The sequence below is a fragment of the Streptomyces sp. NPDC090021 genome (assembly GCF_044748225.1).
GTDB lineage: Bacteria > Actinomycetota > Actinomycetes > Streptomycetales > Streptomycetaceae > Streptomyces.
In genome coordinates, this window is the sequence record NZ_JBIVFO010000059.1 from 14248 (window position 1) to 35126 (window position 20879).

The window sequence follows — 20879 nt, forward strand, 5'->3', positions numbered from 1 at the left end:
GGCCTGCCCGGAATCTCCGGGCAGGCCCTCGCGTACGTGTGGCGGCCGCCGCTATCCGGCCAGGCAGGACGGTCCGAGGAGGACCTTCAGGTCGCCGAAGAGGGCCGGGTCGGGCTGGACGCGGTGCCGGTCGAGGCGCAGCACGGTGGTGGTACGCGGACCCTGGAGCTTGATCCGTACCTCGGTGTTGCCCTTGTGGTGGCGCAGGATCTCCCCCAGACGGGTCACCATCGGGGGTGTGACCTTGACCGTGGGGATGGTGAGGACCACGGGGGCGTTGGTGCCGGCCGAGGAGAGGTCGGGGACCATCATCTCCATGGCGACCAGGCGGGGGACGTCCTCGCGCTTGTCGAGGCGGCCCTTGACGAAGACGACGGTGTCCTCGACCAGCTGGGTGGAGACGAGCTGGTAGGTCGCGGGGAAGAACATGCACTCGATGGAGCCGGCCAGGTCCTCGACGGTGGCGATGGCCCAGGCGTTGCCCTGCTTGGTCATCTTGCGCTGGAGGCCGGAGATGATGCCGCCGATGGTGACGACGGCGCCGTCGGAGTGCTCGCCGCCGGTGAGCTGGGAGATACCGGCGTCGGTCTTGTCGGAGAGCACGTGTTCCAGACCGAAGAGCGGGTGGTCGGAGACGTAGAGGCCGAGCATCTCGCGTTCCTGGGCGAGCAGGTAGGACTTCTCCCATTCGACGTCGGAGAACTCCACGTCGAGGCCGAAGCCGGGCTCGTCGCCGCCGTCGTCGTCACCCATTCCGCCGAAGAGGTCGAACTGTCCCTCGGCCTCCTTGCGCTTGACGGCGACCACGTTGTCGATCATGGACTCGTGGTGGGCGACCAGGCCCTTGCGGGTGTGGCCCATCTCGTCGTAGGCGCCGGCCTTGATCAGCGACTCGATGGTGCGCTTGTTGCAGACGACGGCCTCGACCTTGTCGAGGAAGTCGGGGAAGGAGGAGTACTTCCCCTTGGCCTTCCTGGTCTTGATGATCGAGTCGACGACGTTCTGGCCGACGTTGCGGACGGCGGTGAGGCCGAAGAGGATCACGTCGTCGCCCTGCGCGGCGAAGTTCGACTCGGACTCGTTGACGTTGGGCGGGAGCACCTTGATGCCCATACGGCGGCACTCGTTCAGGTAGATCGCGGACTTGTCCTTGTCGTCCTTGACCGAGGTGAGCAGGCCGGCCATGTACTCGGCCGGGTAGTTCGCCTTGAGGTAGGCGGTCCAGTAGGAGACCAGGCCGTACGCGGCCGAGTGGGCCTTGTTGAAGGCGTAGCCGGCGAAGGGGACCAGGACGTCCCAGAGGGCCTGGATGGCCTGGTCGGTGTAGCCGTTCTTCCGGGCGCCCTCCTGGAAGATCGTGAAGTTCTTGGCCAGTTCCTCGGGCTTCTTCTTGCCCATCACGCGGCGCAGGATGTCGGCCTCGCCAAGCGAGTAGCCGGCGATGATCTGGGCGGCCTTCTGGACCTGCTCCTGGTAGACGATGAGGCCGTAGGTGACCGCGAGCACCTCTTCGAGCGGCTTCTCCAGCTCGGGGTGGATCGGGGTGATCTCCTGCTGCTTGTTCTTGCGCAGGGCGTAGTTCGTGTGCGAGTTCATGCCCATCGGGCCCGGCCGGTACAGGGCCGACACGGCGGAGATGTCTTCGAAGTTGTCGGGCTTCATCAGGCGCAGCAGGGAGCGCATGGGGCCGCCGTCGAACTGGAAGACGCCGAGGGTGTCGCCGCGCTGGAGCAGCTCGAAGGTCTTGGGGTCGTCGAGCGGGAGGCCCAGGAGGTCGATGTCGATCCCCTTGTTGGCCTTCACCATCTTGACGGCGTCGTCCATGATCGTGAGGTTGCGCAGGCCCAGGAAGTCCATCTTCAGCAGGCCGAGCGACTCGCAGCTCGGGTAGTCCCACTGGGTGATGGTGACGCCGTCGGTGTGCCGCACCCAGACGGGCACGTGGTCGGTGATCCGCTCGCTGGACATGATCACGCCGGCGGCGTGCACGCCCATCTGGCGGACCAGGCCCTCCACACCGCGGGCGGTGTCGATGACCTTCTTCACGTCCGGCTCGTTCTCGTACATCGAGCGGATCTCGCCGGCCTCGCTGTAGCGGGGGTGCGAGGGGTCGAGGATGCCGGAGAGCGGGATGCCCTTGCCGAGGACGTCGGCGGGCATGGCCTTGGTGAGCCGGTCGCCCATGGCGTACGGGTAGCCGAGGACGCGGGCGGAGTCCTTGATCGCGTTCTTGGCCTTGATGGTGCCGTAGGTGCCGATCATGGCGACCTTGTCGGCGCCGTACTTCTCGGTCACGTACCGGATCACCTCGACGCGCCGACGCTCGTCGAAGTCGATGTCGACGTCGGGCATGGAGACGCGCTCGGGGTTGAGGAAGCGCTCGAAGATCAGGCCGTGCGGGATGGGGTCGAGGTCGGTGATGCCCATGGCGTAGGCGACGATCGAGCCGGCCGCGGAGCCTCGGCCGGGGCCGACCGCGATGCCCTGGTTCTTGGCCCACATGATGAAGTCGGCGACCACGAGGAAGTAGCCCGGGAAGCCCATCGAGATGATCGTGTCCATCTCGTACTCGACCTGCTTCATGCGGTCCTCGGGGATGCCCCCGGGGAAGCGGCGGTGCATGCCGCGCATGGTCTCCTCGCGGAACCAGGTGACCTCGGTGTAGCCGTCCGGGATGTCGAACTTCGGCATCAGGTTCCGGAAGGTGAACATGCCCTCGGTGTCGATCTGGTCGGCGACCAGCCTGGTGTTGGCGCAGCCCTCCTGCCAGGCGTCCGAGGAGTCGATGGCGTACATCTCGTCGGTCGACTTCAGGTAGTAGCCGGAGCCGTCGAAGCGGAAGCGGTCGGGGTCCGAGAGGTTCTTGCCGGTCTGGATGCACAGCAGGGCGTCGTGGGCGGTGGCCTCGCTGGCGTAGGTGTAGTGCGAGTCGTTCGTCACCAGCGGCGGGATGCCGAGCTTCTTGCCGATCTCCAGCAGTCCGTCGCGGACCCGGCGCTCGATCTCGATGCCGTGGTCCATCAGCTCCAGGAAGTAGCGGTCCTTGCCGAAGATGTCCTGGTACTCGGAGGCCGACTTCAGGGCCTCGTCGAACTGGCCGAGGCGCAGGCGGGTCTGCAGCTCGCCGGAGGGGCAGCCGGTGGAGGCGATCAGCCCCTCGGACCACGTGCTGATGGTCTCCTTGTCCATGCGCGGCCACTTCGTGAGCCAGCCCTCGGCGTACGCGTCGGAGGACAGCCGGAAGAGGTTGTGCAGGCCGGTGGAGTTCGCCGCCCAGATCGTCTTGTGCGTGTAACCGCCGGAGCCGGAGACGTCGTCGCGCTTCTGGTGGGGCTGGCCCCACTGGATGCGGCGCTTGTTGCGCCGGGACTCGGGAGCGACGTACGCCTCGATGCCGATGATCGGCGTGATCCCGGCCTTCTGGGCGGTGTGGAAGAAGTCGTAGGCCCCGTGCAGGTTGCCGTGGTCGGACATGGCGATGTGCGTCATGCCCATCTCGTTGCACGCGTTGAACATGTCCTTCAGCCGTGCGGCACCGTCCAGCAGCGAGTACTGGGTGTGGACGTGGAGGTGCGTGAACGGCGTCTTGGTCACGGCGCTGGTCTCCTGGCGGCGGGGGGAGGGGGGCAGCTTCGAATCCTACGTCCCGCGGGTGACAGATCCGGGGCACGCGGCGGTACGGTCGGGCGTTGCAGAACCAGGGGCACCGGTCCCACGTCCCGTCCGGCAGAGCCCGTACCAGCCCGTGTACCAGGAGGAACCCGCCATGGCGGTCCCCGAGACGACCGACGAGCAGCGCGCCGAGGAGATCCTCGACGTGTTCGACACCGCATTCGGTGAACTGCTCGCCGCCGACCCCGCTGCGTTCCGCGTCAAGTTCCGCAAGATGGCGGCCTCGGCCTTCGCCTTCTACCGCGGTACGGCCTGCCTGTTCTACTCGGACCTGGAGCGGGACCGGCACGGTGGTCCGTACCTGGACGAGCGGACGGGCCGGGTGTGGATCCACGGCGATCTCCACGCCGAGAACTTCGGCACGTACATGGACTCCAACGGCCGGCTGGTCTTCAACGTCAACGACTTCGACGAGGCCCATATCGGACCCTTCACCTGGGACCTCAAGCGCTTCGCCGCCTCCGTCGCGCTGATCGGCTACACCAAGGCGCTCAGCGACGACCAGATAAGCGAACTGGTGCGGATCTACGCCGGCGCCTACCGGGAGCGGATCCACCTGCTGGCGAAGGGCGCCAAGGACGAGGAGGTCCCCTCCTTCACCCTGGACACCGCCGAGGGCCCGCTGCTGGACGCGCTGCGCGCGGCCCGCTCCCGCACCCGCTTCTCCCTCCTGGACTCCATGACGGAGATACGGGACCACGAGCGCCGCTTCACGGCCGGCGGCGGCGCCGTCGAGCTGGACGCCGCGACCCGCTACAAGGTGCTGGCCGCCTTCGACGGGTACCTGGAGACGCTTCCCGACGAGTCCCTGGTGCGCCCCGACTCCTACCGGGTCAAGGACGTCGTCGGCCGCCGGGGCGTCGGCATCGGCTCGGCGGGCCTGCCCTCGTACAACATCCTGCTGGAGGGGCACAGCGACGCCCTGGAGAACGACGTCGTGATCTACCTCAAGCAGGCGCAGACCCCGGCGGTCTCCCGGCACATCACGGACCGGGCGGTGCGGGAGTACTTCCGGCACGAGGGGCACCGCACGGTGATCTCGCAGCGGGCGCTGCAGGCGCACGCCGATCCGTGGCTGGGCTGGACGGAGCTGGACGGCGCCGGGCAGCTGGTGGCGGAGGTCTCCCCGTACGCGGTGGACCTGGACTGGTCGGACCTGGACGACCCGGAGGAGATCGCGGCGGTGGTCGCGGACCTCGGCCGGGCCACGGCGACCATGCACGCGTCGGCCGACGAGGCGGAGAGCGGGCAGTCCCTGGTTCCGTTCTCCACCGAGCGGGCCATCGACGCGGCGATCGCGGCGGAGGAGGAGGGGTTCGCGGAGCTGCTGGTGGACTTCGCGCACGCGTACGGGGCGCGGGCGCGCGCCGATCACCAGATCTTCGTGGACCTGTTCCGCAACGGGCGCCTCACCCCCTGAACCGGCTTCCACAGGAACACGTGGCACACTCGCGAGGATGGACTTTTCCGAGACGGGACTCAGAGGGCTGCGAGCCGCGCTGTTCAGCGCTGTCGTCGTGCTGCTCTCGTCCGGCTCGCACGTCCTGATGTCCCGGGTCCCGCTGCCGCCCGCGCTGGTGGCCGGGGCCTTCGCGGGTGTGTTCGCGATCGCCTACGTGCTCGCGGGCCGTGAGCGGGGCTTCGGCCCGATAGCCGGGCTGCTCGTGCCGCTGGAGCTGGCGGCCGACACCGTCTTCACCGCCGGCCAGCACCTGTGCTACGGCCCGGCCGGCGGGCCCGTCTCGGGTCCGCTGCGGGCCATGGGCCTGGAGGAGCTGTGCGGGGGCGCGCCGGTGGGCGGGCCGCTGGCCGAGGTGACCGGGCCCGCCGCCGACGCGGCCGCACTGCTGGCCTCGCCCGGTCCGTACACGCCGTGGCTGCTGCTCGGCGCGCACGTGTCCGTGGGGCTGCTCGCGGCCGCCTGGCTGCGCCACGGCGAGCGGGCGCTGGGCCGGCTGCTGCGGGCGGTGGCGGCCTTCGCGTTCCGGCCGCTGCGGCTGGCGGCGGCCGCGGTGGCGGTGGCCCGCGGGCCGGCAGGGCGGGTGCTGCGGCGGGCCCTGGCGGGCACCGCGGCCCGTACGCGCTTCCCCGCACACTCCGTGGGACGGCGGGGACCCCCCGTGCTCGGCGCGCTCGCGCGCGCCTGACGCACGTACGGCAGTCCGTTTCCCACGTCACACACCACGGAGATCATGATGAGTTCACGCAACAGCCAGGCGAACAAGGCGGCGGCCCGCGAGCGGCTGCGGGCCGAGCGCGAGGCGCAGGCCAAGAAGGACAGGATCCGCCGCCAGGTCATAGTCGGCGTCGGCGTCGTGGCCGCCCTGGGCCTCGCCGGCGGTATCGCCTACGGGGTCATGAAGGCCAACGAGCCCGACTACTGGGAGAAGGCCGCCAAGGCCGAGCTGGTCAAGCCGAAGAACACCTCCGGCGAGGACGGCACCACGGTCGTGGTCGGCAAGGCCGACGCGAAGAAGACCCTGGAGCTGTACGAGGACTCGCGCTGCCCGGCGTGCGCCTCCTTCGAGCAGGCCGCTGGCGAGCAGATCAAGAAGGACGTCGAGGCGGGCAAGTACAAGCTCCAGTACGTCGGCGCGACCTTCATCGACAACGCGGTCAAGGGCGAGGGCTCGAAGAACGCGCTGAGCGCGCTGGGCGCGGCCCTGAACGTCAGCCCGGAGGCCTTCCTGGAGTTCAAGGGGGCGCTGTACTCCAAGGAGCAGCACCCCGAGGAGACCGTCGACAGCTTCGCCAAGGACGACTACCTGCTGAAGGTCGCGGACACCGTTCCGGCGCTCAAGGGCAATGCCGAGTTCAAGAAGGCCGTCGAGGACGGCACGTACGACCGGTGGGCGCTGGAGATGTCGAAGTCCTTCGACGCGTCGGGCGTGAAGGGTACGCCGACCCTGAAGATGGACGGTAAGAAGATCGACACCCCGCAGACGGCGGAGGCGTTCACGGCCGCGATCGACAAGGCCCTGCAGGGCTGACAACGGGCATTTGGGGGCGCAGTCTCCCGGACCGGCCGCATCGACGGGCGGGCGAACTCCCAGAGTTCGCCCGCCTGTTGCATTCCGACGTCTGTTCCCAGGGGTGTACCCGTCGGTAATATGATCACCCGTGACCAGTCATCTCACTCCTGACCCGGCCGCGGCAACCCCCCGCCGCCGTACGGTCGTTCTCGCCGCGGCAGCCACGGCCACACTGGCCCCCCTCGCCACGCTGGGCGCCACAACCGCCCACGCCGCGGGCACCGCGCCCGCCTTCCTGCACGGCGTCGCCTCCGGCGACCCGTTGCCCGACGGCGTCCTGCTGTGGACCCGCGTCACCCCGACCCCCGAGGCGGTCCCCGGCTCCGGGCTCGGCCCGGCCGTCCAGGTGGCCTGGGAGGTGGCCTCCGACCAGGCCTTCTCCCGCATCGTCGCCCAGGGAACCGTCACGGCGAGCGCGGCCGCCGACCACACGGTCAAGGTGGACGTGCGAGGGCTCCGGCCGCAGACGCCGTACTGGTACCGGTTCACCGCCGGCACGGCCGTCTCCCCCATCGGGCGCACGCTGACCACTCCGGGCCACGACGTGACGACCCCGGGCGTCCGCTTCGGTGTGGTCTCCTGCGCCAACTGGGAGGCCGGCTACTTCTCGGCCTACCGCCACCTGGCCGCCCGTACGGACCTGAACGCGGTCCTGCACCTGGGCGACTACCTCTACGAGTACCAGTCCGGCGGCTATCCGGAGGCGAAGTACACCGTGCGCCGGCACGAGCCGCAGCACGAGATCGTCTCGCTGGCCGACTACCGCACCCGGCACGGCAAGTACAAGACGGACGCGGACCTCCAGGCCCTGCACGGCGCCCACCCGGTCATCGCCATCTGGGACGACCACGAGTTCGCCAATGACATGTGGGCCGGGGGCGCCGAGAACCACACCCCGGGCACCGAGGGCGACTGGGCGGCCCGCGCCGAGGCCGCCAAGCAGGCGTACTTCGAGTGGATGCCGGTACGGACCTCCATCGCGGGCACCGTCTACCGCAGGCTGCGCTTCGGCACGCTCGCCGACCTCCACCTGCTGGACCTGCGCTCCTTCCGCTCGCAGCAGGCCAAGGTGGGCAGCGGCGCGGTGGACGACCCGGAGCGCACCATCACCGGGCGCGCCCAGCTGGACTGGCTCAAGTCGGGCCTGGCCGGCTCGAACGCGACCTGGAAGCTGGTCGGTACCTCGGTGATGATCTCACCGGTGGCCTTCGGCTCGCTGCCCGCGCACCTGCTGGGGCCGCTCACCAAGCTGCTCGGCCTGCCCGAGGGCGGCATCGCCATCAGCACGGACCAGTGGGACGGGTACACGGACGACCGCAAGGAGCTGCTGGGCCACCTGAAGGACCGGAACATCAAGAACACGGTGTTCCTGACCGGTGACATCCACATGGCCTGGGCGAACGAGGTCCCGGTGAACATGGCCACCTACCCGGGCTCGGGCACGGCGGCGACCGAGTTCGTCGTCACGTCGGTGACCTCCGACAACCTCGACGACGTCCTGCACGTGCTGCCGGACACGGTCTCGCTGGTGGCGGAGTCGGCCATCAAGGCCGCCAACTGGCATGTGAAGTGGCTCGACATGGACGCGCACGGCTACGGCGTGCTGGACGTGACGCCGGAGCGCTCGCAGATGGACTACTACGTCATATCCGACAAGCGCCGTCCGGATGCCACATCCGCATGGTCCCGTTCCTACCGGACCCTGAACGGGACCCAGAAGGTGGAACGGTCCTACCAGCCCGTTCGCTGATCGGTCTGATAGACCGTCAATTCTGCGGCCACAAGGGGCGCCTGGTACATACCAGGCGCCCCTTGTGCGTTCGAAGCAACAAATCTTTTACGCAAGGCTCTTGACCCGAATATGTCATGCACACATAAGCTTCCCGCCAGCTGAAGAAGATCCTTCAGGCCACCACCCCCCACCACCCCCACCCGCGAGGAGCACACGTGCGCGCGAACGCCCGCATATCCCCCCTTCTCCGCCGCCGCCTGATGGGCACGGCGGTCCTGGCCGGAACCCTGGCCTTCACCCCGCTCGCCGCCCCCACCACGCTCGCCGCCGCCAAGACCCCCGCCGAGGTGTGCGCCGACGAGGCCGCCGCGCCCGCCAACGCCCGCGTGACCCGCGCCCACGACGAGCACGCCGACGAGCCGAACGAGCTCACCGACGCGCAGGCGAAGGCCATGGACGCCGACCTCAAGTCGAAGCTGGACAAGGCCCTCAAGAACCAGCCGCAGCGCAGCCTCGCCGCCGCCGAGGCAGTCGTGAACATCCCGGTGTACTTCCACGTCATCCACTCCGGCACCACCGGCAAGCTCACGTCCACGGACGTCAGCAAGCAGCTCGCGGTCCTCAACGCGGCCTACGGCGGCCAGGGCAGCGGCAACGTCAACACGAACTTCCAGTTCACCCTCGCGTCGACCGACTACACGGACAACGCGTCCTGGTACAACCTGGCCTCCGGCTCCCAGGCCGAGAAGGACATGAAGAACACCCTGCGCAAGGGCGGCCCGGGCGCGCTCAACTTCTACACCGCCAAGCTCTCCGGCGGCCTGCTGGGCTGGGCGACCTTCCCGACCTCCTACGCCTCCAGCCCCACGATGGACGGCGTGGTCGTGCTCGACAGCTCACTGCCCGGCGGCTCCGCCGCCAACTACAACGAGGGCGACACCGCCACCCACGAGGTCGGCCACTGGCTCGGGCTGTACCACACCTTCCAGGGCGGCTGTAACGGAAACGGCGACTACGTCTCCGACACCCCGGCCGAGAAGAGCGCCGCGTACGAGTGCCCGACCGGGCGCGACAGCTGCACCAAGAAGTCGGGCGCGGACCCGATCCACAACTTCATGGACTACACGTACGACTCCTGCATGTACCAGTTCACCGCCGGCCAGGTGGCCCGCATGAGCAGCAGCTGGACCGCCTACCGCGCGGGCTGACCCCAACGACGACGAGGGCCCGGTCCGGCATCCGCCGGACCGGGCCTCGTACGTGTCCCGCGCCGCTACAGGCTGTCGAGGAAGCCGATCGCGGCCGTCCACGTCTGCTCCGCCGCCTCGGCGTCGTAGTCGTCGAGGTCCGGGTCGGTGAACAGGTGCCCGGCGCCCGGGTAGCTGTGCACCTCGACGTCCGCGCCGGCCCGCCGCATCCGCAGGTACCAGGCCGTCAGCCAGTCGTGCGGCTCGAAGGGGTCGGGGTCCGCGATGTGCAGTTGCACCGGGAGCCCGTCCACCGAGGCGCTGTCCTCCAGGTCCGCCGTCCCGTGCAGCAGGAGCAGCCCGCGCGCCTTCTCGTCGGCCAGCGCCAGGTGCTGGGCGAGGGAACCACCGAAGGAGAAGCCCGCGTAGACCAGGCCCCCGTCGGAGTGCGGGGCCGAGGCCAGCACCGCCCGCTTCAGCAACTCGTCACGGCCGATCTCGTCCTGGTGGGCCATGCCCTCCTCGACGGTCTCGAAGGTGCGCCCCTCGAAGAGGTCCGGCACCTGTACCTGGTGACCGGCCGCGCGCAGCCGGTCGGCCGCCGCGTGCACCGCGGGCCGCAGCCCGTACGTCGAATGGAAGAGCATGATGTTCATGCCTCCATCGTGCCAGCGTCCCCGGCCGTGGTGCGCCACGGCTTCCCGCTACGTTCGTCCCTATGGAGACCGAGACCTTCCTGCGTCCCGCGACGGTCGTCGGCGGCGCGCTGGCCGCCACCCTGATCGCGGGATGGCTGCTCGACCTGCTGCTGCGCCGGGCCGACGTCCGGCACCCCGAGACCCCGCTCTGGGGACTGCTGCGCCGCTGCCGGCTCCCCTTCCAGGTGGTGATGTGCACCTGCCTGCTCAGAGCCTCCTACCGCCGGGCGGGCATCCTCCCCGACCATCCCGTCGGCGTCGGCCGCTTCCTCACCCTGGTGCTGATCGCCTCGGCGGCCTGGCTGGCGGTGCGCATCGCGACCGCCGCCGTGGACTCCACGTACGCGCGCTACGCCGCTGCGGCCCAGGACGAGGCCCGGGTCCGCCGGGTGCGCACCCAGGTCACGCTGATCCACCGGGTGGTCACGGCGGTGGTGGTCGTGGTCGCCGCGGCGGCGATGCTGCTGACCTTCCCCCCGATGCGCGCCGTCGGCGCCTCGATGCTCGCCTCCGCGGGCGTCCTCGGCATCGTGGCGGGCATCGCGGCCCAGTCCTCGTTGAGCAACCTCTTCGCCGGCCTCCAGATCGCCTTCGGCGACACCGTCCGCATCGGTGACACGGTCGTGGTCGACAAGGAGTGGGGCAGGGTCGAGGAGATCACCCTGACCTTCCTGACCGTCCGCACCTGGGACGAGCGCCGCATCACGATGCCTGTGTCGTATTTCACGAGCAAGCCGTACGAGAACTGGTCGCGCGGCGGCGCGCAGATGACCGGCACGGTCTTCTGGCACCTGGACCACAGCGCACCCCTGGGGCTGATGCGGGAACGCTTCCAGCAGATCCTCTCGGAACTGCCCGAGTGGGACGGCCGCGGCGGCGGGCTGGCCGTGACGGACATCACGCCGCACACGGTCCAGGTCCGCGGGGTGGTCACGGCCAAGGACGCCGACGACCTGTGGACACTGCGCTGCGCGGTCCGCGAGCAGCTGATCACCTGGCTGGCCACCCACCACCCCCACGCCCTGCCCCGCATCATCACGGCCCCGGCGGCTCCGGCCCCGGCCCAGGCCCCGGACACTCCCTAGCTACGGTGCGCGCAGGCTGCGCACGTCCAGGTGGCGCAGCACCCGGTCGACGACCTCGGGGTCGGGGCCGGGTTCGCTGCGGGCGGCCAGCACCTCGTGGCGGGCGGCCGACAACATCTCCCGCTGGATCCGCTGGATGTCGTGGAGCCGCTGGACCCGCTTCGTGTACGCCTCGCGCCGTTCCTCGTCCACCATGTCCGGGCTGATCCTGGCCCCCACGTCGTAGGCGCGCCGGGTCAGCTGCTCGATCAGGTCCTCCGGCAGGTCCTCGACCTCCTCGATCTCCTTCAGCCGGCGCTTCGCGGCCCTGGCGGCGCGGACGGCCAGCCGCCGCTCGGCGTCCCGTCGCACGTCGGTGTCCTCCTCCACGCCGAGGCGCCGGACCAGCCACGGCAGGGTCAGCCCCTGGCACACCAGGGTCACCATGATCACCGCGAAGGCGATGAAGATGATCTCGTCCCGTGCCGGGAAGGGCTCGCCGGAGTCCGTCCGGAGGGGAATGGCCAGGGCCAGCGCCACCGAGGCCACCCCGCGCATCCCGGCCCACCACATCACCACGCTCTCCCGCCAGCTCAGCGGGATCTCCTCGTCGTAGTCGCGCCGCCGGTGCAGCTTCTTCGCGAGCCACCCTGCCGGCAGCAGCCACAGCAGCCGTACGCCGACCACGACCGCGACGACGACCGCAGCCCATCCGGCCATCTCCCCCACCCGGTCCTCCGCCGTCCCGAAGACGTTGCGGAGCTCCAGCCCGATCAGCCCGAAGGCCACGCCGGTGACCAGCGTGTCCACGACCTCCCAGAAGGTGTGCCCGGCCAGCCGGCCCAGCACGTCGTCGGCGTCGGCGGCGTACTCGGCGAGGAACAAGGCCGTCGTCAGCACGGCCAGCACCCCGGAGCCGTGGAACTCCTCGGCGACGACGTACGACACGAAGGGCACGAGCAGCGTCAGCCCGATCTGGAGGGTGGCGTCACCGAGCCGGCCCATCAGCTGGTGGGTGGTCCAGCCCAGGACCAGGCCGACGATCACGGCGACGACGGCGGACAGTACGAACTCCCCCAGCGCCTCGGGCCAGGAGAAGCTGCCGCTGACCGCCGCGGCGATCGCCACGTGGTACAGCACGATCGCCGTCACGTCGTTGAAGAGCCCCTCACCCTCCAGGATCGACACCATGCGGCGGGGCAGCCCGAGCGATCCGGCGACCGCGGTGGCGGCGACCGGGTCGGGCGGTGCCACGAGCGCGCCGAGCGCGACGGCCGCGGCGATCGGCAGCGCGGGCACCACGGAGTGGGCGACGGCGGCCACGGCGGCGGTCGTGACGAACACCAGGGCCACGGCCAGCAGCAGGATCGGCCGCACGTTGGCGGCGAACTGCCGCCACGAGGTCCGCTGCACGGACGCGTACAGCAGCGGCGGCAGCACCAGCGGCAGGATGAACTCGGGCGGGACGTCGACCTCGGGCACCGCCGGCACCAGGGAGAGGACCACCCCGCCGAGGGTCATCAGGACGGGCGCGGGCAGTCCCAGCCGGTCCCCGAGCGGCACCATGACCACGGCCCCGAGGAGGAGCACGAACAGCAGAGCAAGCTGATCCACTCCCCCACCCTGCCAGCCGCTGCGCCGGGCGGTGCGGTGACGGGTCCGCGGTCCCGTGTCGGGCCCCCTACGGCGCCGGGCTCTCGGCTACGGGCTACGGGCTACGGGCTACGGGCTACGGGCTACGGGCTACGGGAGGGAACGGCGCATCGCGCGGTGGGGGATGCCCGCGTCCTGGAACTCCGGGCCGTGGGCCACGTACCCGAGCCGCTCGTAGAAGCCCAGCGCGTGCGTCTGCGCGCCGAGGACGACCGCTGTCAGCCCCAGCCGGGCGGCCTCCGCCTCGACCGCGCGGACCAGCAGCCTTCCCACGCCCAGTCCGCGCGCGGACCGGGCGACGGCCAGCCGGCCCAGCGAGCCGACCGCCGGGGCGCCCGTCCTGCCGAGCGCCGCCGGCCCGTGCAGCAGGCGGCTCGTGCCCAGCGGGGTCCCGGCGGCGCCCACGGCCAGGACGTGCACCGCGTCCGCGTCGTACGTGTCGTACTCGATGGACTCCGGCACCGACTGCTCGATCACGAAGACCTCGCGCCGCACGGCGAAGCAGGCCTCCAGGTCCTCCTCCGAGACAGCGACGCGGACCTCGACCGGCGAGGTCATTCGCTCTCGGCGCGGATCACGTCGAGGGCGTGCTGGAGGTCCGCCGGGTAGTTGCTCTCGAACTCCACCCACTGGCCGTCCGCGGGGTGCTCGAAGCCGAGCCGGACCGCGTGCAGCCACTGGCGGGTGAGCCCGAGCCGCTTCGCGACGGTCGGGTCGGCACCGTAGGTCAGGTCGCCGACGCACGGGTGGCGGTGCGCGGACATGTGCACGCGGATCTGGTGCGTACGCCCCGTCTCCAGCTTGATGTCCAGCAGCGAGGCGGCGCGGAAGGCCTCGATCAGGTCGTAGTGGGTGACGGAGGCCTTGCCGTCCTGGGTCACCGCCCACTTGTAGTCCGCGCTGGGGTGCCGGCCGATCGGGGCGTCGATGGTGCCGCTCATCGGGTCGGGGTGGCCCTGCACGAGCGCGTGGTAGCGCTTGTCCACGATCCGCTCGCGGAACTGGTTCTTCAGCGAGGTGTAGGCACGCTCCGACTTGGCGACGGCCATCAGGCCGGACGTGCCGACGTCGAGGCGGTGCACGATGCCCTGGCGCTCGGACGCGCCGGAGGTGGAGATGCGGTAGCCCGCCGCGGCGAGACCGCCGATGACGGTGGTGCCGGTCCAGCCGGGGCTCGGGTGGGCGGCGACGCCCACCGGCTTCATGATGACGACGATGTCGTCGTCATCATGGACGATCTCCATGCCCGGGACCGGCTCGGCGACGACCTCGACCGGGCGCGGGGGCGCGGGCATCTCGACCTCCAGCCAGGCGCCGCCGTGCACGCGCTCGGACTTCCCGACGACGCTGCCGTCGACCGACACCTTCCCCTCGGCCGCGAGCTCGGCCGCCTTCGTCCGGGAGAAACCGAACATACGGGCGATGGCGGCGTCGACGCGCTCGCCTTCGAGGCCATCGGGAACGGGCAGGGTGCGGATCTCGGGAATCGTACTCACCCGTCGAGTATGCAGGACGGGGCGGACGGGCTGTTCCGCGATCAGTGCTTCGATCAGTCCTTGTGGACGGTGCCGTCCGGGTCCAGGCCCTTGAAGGACAGCAGCACGATGAGGATGCCGCCGCACACGATCGCCGAGTCGGCGATGTTGAAGACGGCGAAGTGCGCCGGGGCGATGAAGTCGACGACCGCCCCGCGGAACACGCCCGGCGAGCGGAAGATCCGGTCGGTCAGGTTGCCCAGGGCACCGCCCAGCAGCAGGCCCAGGGCGATCGCCCACGGCAGGCTGTAGAGCTTGCGGGCCAGCCGCACGATCACCACGATCACCGCCGCGGCGATGCCGGTGAAGATGATGGTGAAGGCCTCGCCGAACCCGAACGCGGCGCCCGGGTTGCGGACCGCCTCGAACTTCAGCAGGTCACCGATGATCTCGATCGGCGGCTGGTGCTCCAGCTTCGCCACGACCAGCATCTTGGTGCCGAGGTCCAGCAGGTAGGCGAGCAGCGCCACGACGAGCAGTGCCGCGATCCGCCGACGCCCCTTGGGCGCGGCCGACTCCGGCTGGGCGTCGTCCCCGACCTCCGGCGTACCGATGATGCGCTCCGCCTCTGCCACGTGAGTCCCTCGAACTAGCCGACCCAGGCTCCTCCTGGACCCTGACCAGACGAGGGTACGTCAGGGCCCCCGCACACCGCCCGCCCCGCCTCCCGCCTTTCTCGTCACGTACCGGTGCCCCGCCTGGGGCCTAGGGCCTGTATTGAGTTGCCCCGCGGCGTCGCGACGCCCGGCACGCGCCCTCGGCACGCACCGAACGCCGCTCCTTGCTCCACGGGGCAACTCAATACAGGCCCTAGTGGCGGCGCTCCTGCTTCTGCTTGCAGTCGACGCACAGCGTGGCCCGGGGGAAGGCCTGCATCCTGGCCTTGCCGATGGGCTGCCCGCAGCTCTCGCAGAGCCCGTACGTGCCCGCCTCCAGCCGCTCCAGGGCCCGCTCGGTCTGCTCCAGCATCGAGCTGGCGTTGGCGGCGAGCGCCAGCTCCGACTCCCGCGTGATGTTCTTGGTGCCCGTGTCGGCCTGGTCGTCGCCGGCTCCGTCGCCGGAATCCCGCATGAGGCCCGAGATGGCCACCTCGGAGGCGTCCAGCTCGGCACGCAGCCGCAGCACCTCCGACGCCAGCTCCGCCCGGGCCTCCTCGACCTCCTTGGGCGTCCAGGGGTCCTCCCCGGGCCGTACGGCCAGCTCACCGGGGGCGGCGGCCGGTGCCGTGACCCGGGTCTTGGGCAGCCCGCTCGTGGCGGCCGCGGCCGTCTTCCTCGCCGCACCGGTGCTCTTCTTGGCAACCACGTTCGGGACTCCCGTCTTCTTCGCGGCGTGTGCCGCCCCCTCGGCCGCGGCCTTCTTGGCCGTGGCCGTCCGCTTCTCGACGGCGGTCGTCTTCCTGACTGCGGTCGTCTTCTTCCCGGCCGCGGTCGCCCGGTCGGCCGATGCCTTCCCGGCCGCGGCCGTCCTCTTCGCCGGAGCTTTCTCGGCCGCGGCCGGCTTCTTCGCCGGAGCTTTCTCGGCAGCGGCCGTCTTCTTCGCCGATGCCGTCTTCTTCGCCGGGGCCTTCTTCGCCGGAGCCTTCTCGGCAGCCGTCCTGCGGGCCGCCGTCGCCTTCTCGGCGGGAGCCGGGTCCCCGGAGACCGCTGTCTTCTTCGCCACCATGGCCGCGGCCCCTTCACACACTGTGATATTGCTCGCGAATCGTGCCGGAACGATAAATCGGCTCCGCCCCCGCGGCAACGGGGCACGCATCCGTCGAGGTCAACCTGCATCCGTTGTGCCCATCCGGAGGCCCGGTAATCCGCCCCTCGCACCCCACCGGCGCCGCGGCGCCGCCGATGGCCCGTTCGGGTCACTCCCGGCCCCGCCCGGCCCCCCGCCCCGGCCCCCGCCCGCACCCCCCGCCACGCCGTACCCGCAGGCCCCGCCCGAGCCCCCGTAAACCGGTCTGCCTCGCACCCCCCGCACCCGTACACTGGGCCCAGCGAAAGGCATGGACGGGGACGAGTAGCGTCGGACGCAGCCAGGAGCGACCCGGGGACGGTGAGAGCCCGGGGGCGAGCGCGACGTGAAGGATCACCCCTGAGCCGCCGGAAGAAAGCCGCGGGTCCCCCGCAGGGCGAGTAGAACCGGCTTCGCACCCCAATGAGGGGGCCACCGGATCCGTCCGGCGGCCAAGGAGGGTGGTACCGCGGGAGCAGCAGTCGGCTCTCGTCCCTCCGGACGGAAGTGACACCCCGCCGGAGGAAGAGTTCAGCCTCATGACCACACCGCCGCAGTACCGCCCGGTACCCGCCCAGGTCGACCTGCCTGCCCTTGAGCACGCGGTCCTCGACTTCTGGCGCGAGAGCAAGACCTTCGCCAAGACCCTGGAACAGTCCGAGGGCCGCCCCGAGTGGGTCTTCTACGAGGGCCCGCCCACCGCGAACGGCATGCCCGGCGCGCACCACATCGAGGCCCGCGTCTTCAAGGACGTCTTCCCCCGCTTCCGCACGATGCGCGGCTACCACGTGGCCCGCAAGGCCGGCTGGGACTGCCACGGCCTGCCCGTCGAGCTCGCCGTCGAGAAGGAGCTGGGCTTCAACGGCAAACAGGACATCGAGGCGTACGGCATCGCCGAGTTCAACGCCAAGTGCCGCGAGTCCGTGACCCGCCACACCGACGCGTTCACCGAGCTCACGACCCGCATGGGCTACTGGGTCGACCTGGACGACGCCTACCGGACCATGGACCCCGAGTACGTCGAGTCCGTGTGGTGGTCGCTGAAGGAGATCTTCAACAAGGGCCTGCTCACCCAGGACCACCGCGTCGCCCCCTGGTGCCCGCGCTGCGGCACCGGCCTCTCGGACCACGAGCTGGCCCAGGGCTACGAGACGGTCGTCGACCCCTCCGTCTACGTCCGCTTCCCCCTCACCTCCGGCCCGCTCGCCGGCCAGGCGGCCCTGCTGGTCTGGACGACCACCCCGTGGACCCTGGTGTCCAACACGGCGGTCGCCGCCCACCCCGAGGTCACCTACGTCGTCGCCACGAACGGGACCGAGAAGCTGGTCGTCGCCCAGCCGCTGTTGGAGAAGGCCCTCGGCGAGGGCTGGGAGGCCACCGGCGAGTCCTTCACCGGCAAGGAGATGGAGCGCTGGACCTACGAGCGCCCCTTCGAGCTGATCGAGTTCCCGGCCCCGGCCCACTACGTCGTGAACGCCGAGTACGTCACCACCGAGGACGGCACCGGTCTGGTCCACCAGTCCCCCGCCTTCGGCGCCGACGACCTCGCGGTCTGCCGCTCGTACGGCCTGCCCGTCGTGAACCCGGTCCGCCCCGACGGCACCTTCGAGGAGGAAGTCCCCCTGGTGGGCGGCGTCTTCTTCAAGAAGGCCGACGAGAAGCTGACCGCCGACCTCGACTCCCGCGGCCGGCTCTTCAAGCACATCGCCTACGAGCACAGCTACCCGCACTGCTGGCGCTGCCACACGGCACTGCTCTACTACGCGCAGCCGTCCTGGTACATCCGCACCACCGCCGTCAAGGACGCGATGCTGCGGGAGAACGAGAAGACCAACTGGTTCCCGGACTCCGTCAAGCAGGGCCGCTTCGGCGACTGGCTGAACAACAACATCGACTGGGCTCTGTCGCGCAACCGCTACTGGGGCACGCCGCTGCCGATCTGGCGCTGTGAGGAGAACCACCTCACCTGCGTCGGCTCCCGCGCCGAGCTCTCCGAGCTGTCCGGCCAGGACCACTCGAACCTGGACCCGCACCGCCCGTACATCGACGACGTGACCTTCGCCTGCACCGCCGAGGGCTGCTCCCTCGAAGCGGTCCGCGTGCCGGAGGTCATCGACGCCTGGTACGACTCGGGCTCGATGCCGTTCGCGCAGTGGGGCTACCCGTACAAGAACAAGGAGATCTTCGAGAAGCGCTACCCGGCGCAGTTCATCTCGGAGGCCATCGACCAGACCCGCGGCTGGTTCTACACGCTGATGGCGGTCGGCACCCTCGTCTTCGACAAGTCGTCCTACGAGAACGTGGTCTGTCTGGGCCACATCCTCGCCGAGGACGGCCGCAAGATGTCCAAGCACCTGGGCAACATCCTCCAGCCGATCCCGCTCATGGACCAGCACGGCGCGGACGCGGTCCGCTGGTTCATGGCGGCCGGCGGCTCCCCGTGGGCGGCCCGCCGCGTGGGCCACGGCACGATCCAGGAGGTCGTCCGCAAGACCCTCCTCACGTACTGGAACACGGTCGCCTTCCAGGCGCTGTACGCCCGTACGTCGAACTGGGCGCCCTCGGCCGCCGACCCGGCCCCGGCCGACCGCACGGTCCTCGACCGGTGGCTGCTCTCCGAGCTGCACGCCCTCGTCGCGGGGGTCACCGAGGCCATGGAGGCGTACGACACCCAGCGCGCCGGCAAGCTGCTGTCCGCGTTCGTCGACGACCTCTCCAACTGGTACGTCCGCCGCTCGCGCCGCCGCTTCTGGCAGGGCGACGCGGCCGCGCTGCGCACCCTGCACGACGTGGTCGAGACCGTCACGCGGCTGCTGGCCCCGCTGACCCCGTTCATCACGGAGCGGGTCTGGCAGGACATGGTGGTCCCGGTCACGCCGGAGGCCCCCGAGTCGGTCCACCTCTCGACGTGGCCGGTCGCGGACCCGGCGGCGATCGACCCCGCCCTGTCGCAGCAGATGCAGCTCGTACGCCGCCTCGTGGAGCTCGGCCGCGCCACCCGTGCGGAATCGGGCGTGAAGACCCGCCAACCGCTGTCGCGGGCGCTGGTCGGCGCGGCCGGCTTCGACGCGCTGTCGGCGGAGCTGCAGGCCCAGATCACGGAGGAGCTGAACGTCTCCTCCCTGGCCTCCCTCTCGGAGGTCGGCGGGTCCCTGGTGGACACCACGGCGAAGGCGAACTTCCGCGCGCTGGGCAAGCGCTTCGGCAAGGGCGTCCAGGACGTGGCGAAGGCGGTGGCCGCGGCCGACGCGGCGGCGCTGTCGCTGGCCCTTCGCTCCGGCGAGGCCTCGGTGGAGGTGAACGGAGAGCCGGTCACCCTCACCCCCGAGGAGGTCATCATCACGGAGACCCCGCGCGAGGGCTGGTCGGTGGCCTCCGACTCGGGCGCGACGGTGGCCCTGGACCTGGAGATCACCCCGGAGCTGCGGCTGGCGGGCCTGGCCCGTGACGCGATCCGGCTGATCCAGGAGGCCCGCAAGAACTCCGGCCTCGACGTCGCGGACCGGATCGCCCTGCGGTGGTCCTCCGCGGACCAGGAGGTCGTGACGGCCCTGACGGACCACGCGGGCCTCATCGCGGACGAGGTGCTCGCCACGGACTTCGCGTCCGGCGAGGCCGACTCCGCCTACGGCGACCCCTTCACGGACGACTCCCTGTCCCTGACGTTCCGCCTCCGCAAGGCCTGAGCTCCACCCCTCCCCTCCGGGGGGGCGCTGTCGTTTCCCCGCCTGCGCTTGCCCTGGCCGGGCCGTTGCGGTTGTCTTCCCGGCTGCGGGCCGGTGGCCGCCTCTGCCCTGGCCGGGCGGGTGCCGAGGTTTCCCGTCTGCGGGCCGGTGGCCGCGCCTCAATCGCCGGCGGGGCTGGGTTTGGTGTCCCCGGCCGGGAGTGACCTGGCGGGGGTGTGGTCCGGCGGGGCTGGGTTTGGCTTCGGGTGGGGCGGGGCCCCTCCGGGGGCTCTCCTCGGCTCGGCGCGCGCGGCCTTGTCACGGCTGTACCCGGCGGTGGCGCCTCGTCCTGCGGGGAGCCCCCGCAGTGTCCCCGCCCCACGGCCCCGGCCCGTACCAGACGGGGCGACACCGCCGCGGTGGGAGTGCCGGGACGGTGAGGGGTGTTCCCGCCCCAGGGCCCGGCGCGTACGGGACGGGGCGACGCCGCCGGGGTGGGAGTGCGGGGACGGTGAGGGGTGTTCCCGCCCCGGGTTCCGCTGGGTACGGGACGGGGTGGCGCTGCCGGGGTGGGGGTGTGGGGACGGTGGGGGGTGTCCCCGCAGGACGAGGCGGGACCACCGACCGGCCGCCGGGACAAGGCCGCGCGCGCCGAGCCGAGGAGACACCCCCCGGCGGCCCCACGCCCTCACCCCCCATCCCGACCCCGCCCAGGGCCCCGCTGCGTACGAGACCGGGCGACGCCGCCGCGGTGGGGGTGCGGGGACGGTGGGGGGTGTCCCCGCAGGACGAGGCGGGACCACCGACCGGCCGCCGGGACCAGGCCGCGCGCGCCGAGCCGAGGAGACACCCCCCGGCGGCCCCACGCCCTCACCCCCCATCCCGACCCCGCCCAGGGCCCCGCTGCGTACGAGAC

At 70.9% G+C, this 20879-nt stretch carries 14 protein-coding genes; 7 read left to right on the plus strand and 7 right to left on the minus strand.

All coding sequences use genetic code 11. The annotated features are described in order from the left end of the window. Positions 1–51 precede the first annotated feature (51 nt). Entirely contained in the window at positions 52–3594 is a 3543-nt protein-coding gene (dnaE, locus tag ACIPXC_RS32405; protein WP_401625298.1) for a DNA polymerase III subunit alpha, read from the minus strand. Positions 3595–3766: 172 nt separating this feature from the next. Between dnaE and ACIPXC_RS32410 the strand changes: the two genes are divergently transcribed. The 5 genes from ACIPXC_RS32410 to ACIPXC_RS32430 all read left to right on the plus strand — a co-directional run bounded on the left by ACIPXC_RS32410 (position 3767) and on the right by ACIPXC_RS32430 (position 9644). Then, positions 3767–5092, plus strand: a complete 1326-nt coding sequence (locus tag ACIPXC_RS32410) for a DUF2252 domain-containing protein (protein WP_401625300.1) — start codon at positions 3767–3769, stop codon at positions 5090–5092. Between the two features lie 37 nt (positions 5093–5129). Then, positions 5130–5819 (plus strand): hypothetical protein, encoded by a 690-nt coding sequence (locus tag ACIPXC_RS32415; RefSeq protein WP_401625303.1) that lies wholly within the window; start codon positions 5130–5132, stop codon positions 5817–5819. Between the two features lie 48 nt (positions 5820–5867). Then, positions 5868–6662, plus strand: coding sequence for a DsbA family protein (locus tag ACIPXC_RS32420; protein ID WP_401625306.1), 795 nt, complete (start codon positions 5868–5870; stop codon positions 6660–6662). A gap of 130 nt (positions 6663–6792) precedes the next feature. Further along, on the plus strand, positions 6793–8454 hold the full coding sequence (locus tag ACIPXC_RS32425; protein WP_401625309.1) for an alkaline phosphatase D family protein: 1662 nt from the start codon (positions 6793–6795) through the stop codon (positions 8452–8454). Between the two features lie 242 nt (positions 8455–8696). Beyond that, complete coding sequence (locus tag ACIPXC_RS32430; RefSeq protein ID WP_401625337.1) at positions 8697–9644, plus strand: zinc metalloprotease; 948 nt, start codon at positions 8697–8699, stop codon at positions 9642–9644. Between the two features lie 65 nt (positions 9645–9709). Here the strand turns inward: ACIPXC_RS32430 and ACIPXC_RS32435 are convergent, their stop codons facing one another. Continuing rightward, the gene (locus ACIPXC_RS32435; RefSeq protein ID WP_401625311.1) at positions 9710–10279 is read right to left on the minus strand and encodes a dienelactone hydrolase family protein; all 570 of its coding nucleotides are present in this window, start codon (positions 10277–10279) and stop codon (positions 9710–9712) included. A 62-nt stretch (positions 10280–10341) separates the two neighbouring features. Here ACIPXC_RS32435 and ACIPXC_RS32440 point away from each other — a divergent pair, with 62 nt between their 5' ends. Continuing rightward, on the plus strand, positions 10342–11406 hold the full coding sequence (locus tag ACIPXC_RS32440) for a mechanosensitive ion channel family protein (RefSeq protein ID WP_401625314.1): 1065 nt from the start codon (positions 10342–10344) through the stop codon (positions 11404–11406). Here ACIPXC_RS32440 and ACIPXC_RS32445 read toward each other — a convergent pair whose 3' ends face one another. From ACIPXC_RS32445 to ACIPXC_RS32465, 5 genes are all read right to left on the minus strand, one after another. Beyond that, positions 11407–12999, minus strand: a complete 1593-nt coding sequence (locus tag ACIPXC_RS32445) for a Na+/H+ antiporter (RefSeq protein ID WP_401625317.1) — start codon at positions 12997–12999, stop codon at positions 11407–11409. Positions 13000–13128: 129 nt separating this feature from the next. Beyond that, on the minus strand, positions 13129–13596 hold the full coding sequence (locus ACIPXC_RS32450) for a GNAT family N-acetyltransferase (RefSeq protein WP_401625320.1): 468 nt from the start codon (positions 13594–13596) through the stop codon (positions 13129–13131). Continuing rightward, entirely contained in the window at positions 13593–14534 is a 942-nt protein-coding gene (locus ACIPXC_RS32455) for an RluA family pseudouridine synthase (protein ID WP_401625323.1), read from the minus strand. The genes ACIPXC_RS32450 and ACIPXC_RS32455 overlap by 4 nt, the downstream gene beginning before the upstream one ends. Before the next feature lie 53 nt (positions 14535–14587). Further along, complete coding sequence (gene lspA, locus ACIPXC_RS32460) at positions 14588–15148, minus strand: signal peptidase II (RefSeq protein ID WP_401625326.1); 561 nt, start codon at positions 15146–15148, stop codon at positions 14588–14590. A 235-nt stretch (positions 15149–15383) separates the two neighbouring features. Then, the gene (locus ACIPXC_RS32465) at positions 15384–16238 is read right to left on the minus strand and encodes a TraR/DksA family transcriptional regulator (protein ID WP_401625328.1); all 855 of its coding nucleotides are present in this window, start codon (positions 16236–16238) and stop codon (positions 15384–15386) included. 599 nt (positions 16239–16837) lie between these two features. Here ACIPXC_RS32465 and ileS point away from each other — a divergent pair. Continuing rightward, positions 16838–19984, plus strand: a complete 3147-nt coding sequence (gene ileS, locus ACIPXC_RS32470) for an isoleucine--tRNA ligase (RefSeq protein ID WP_401625331.1) — start codon at positions 16838–16840, stop codon at positions 19982–19984. Positions 19985–20879: the final 895 nt, after the last annotated feature.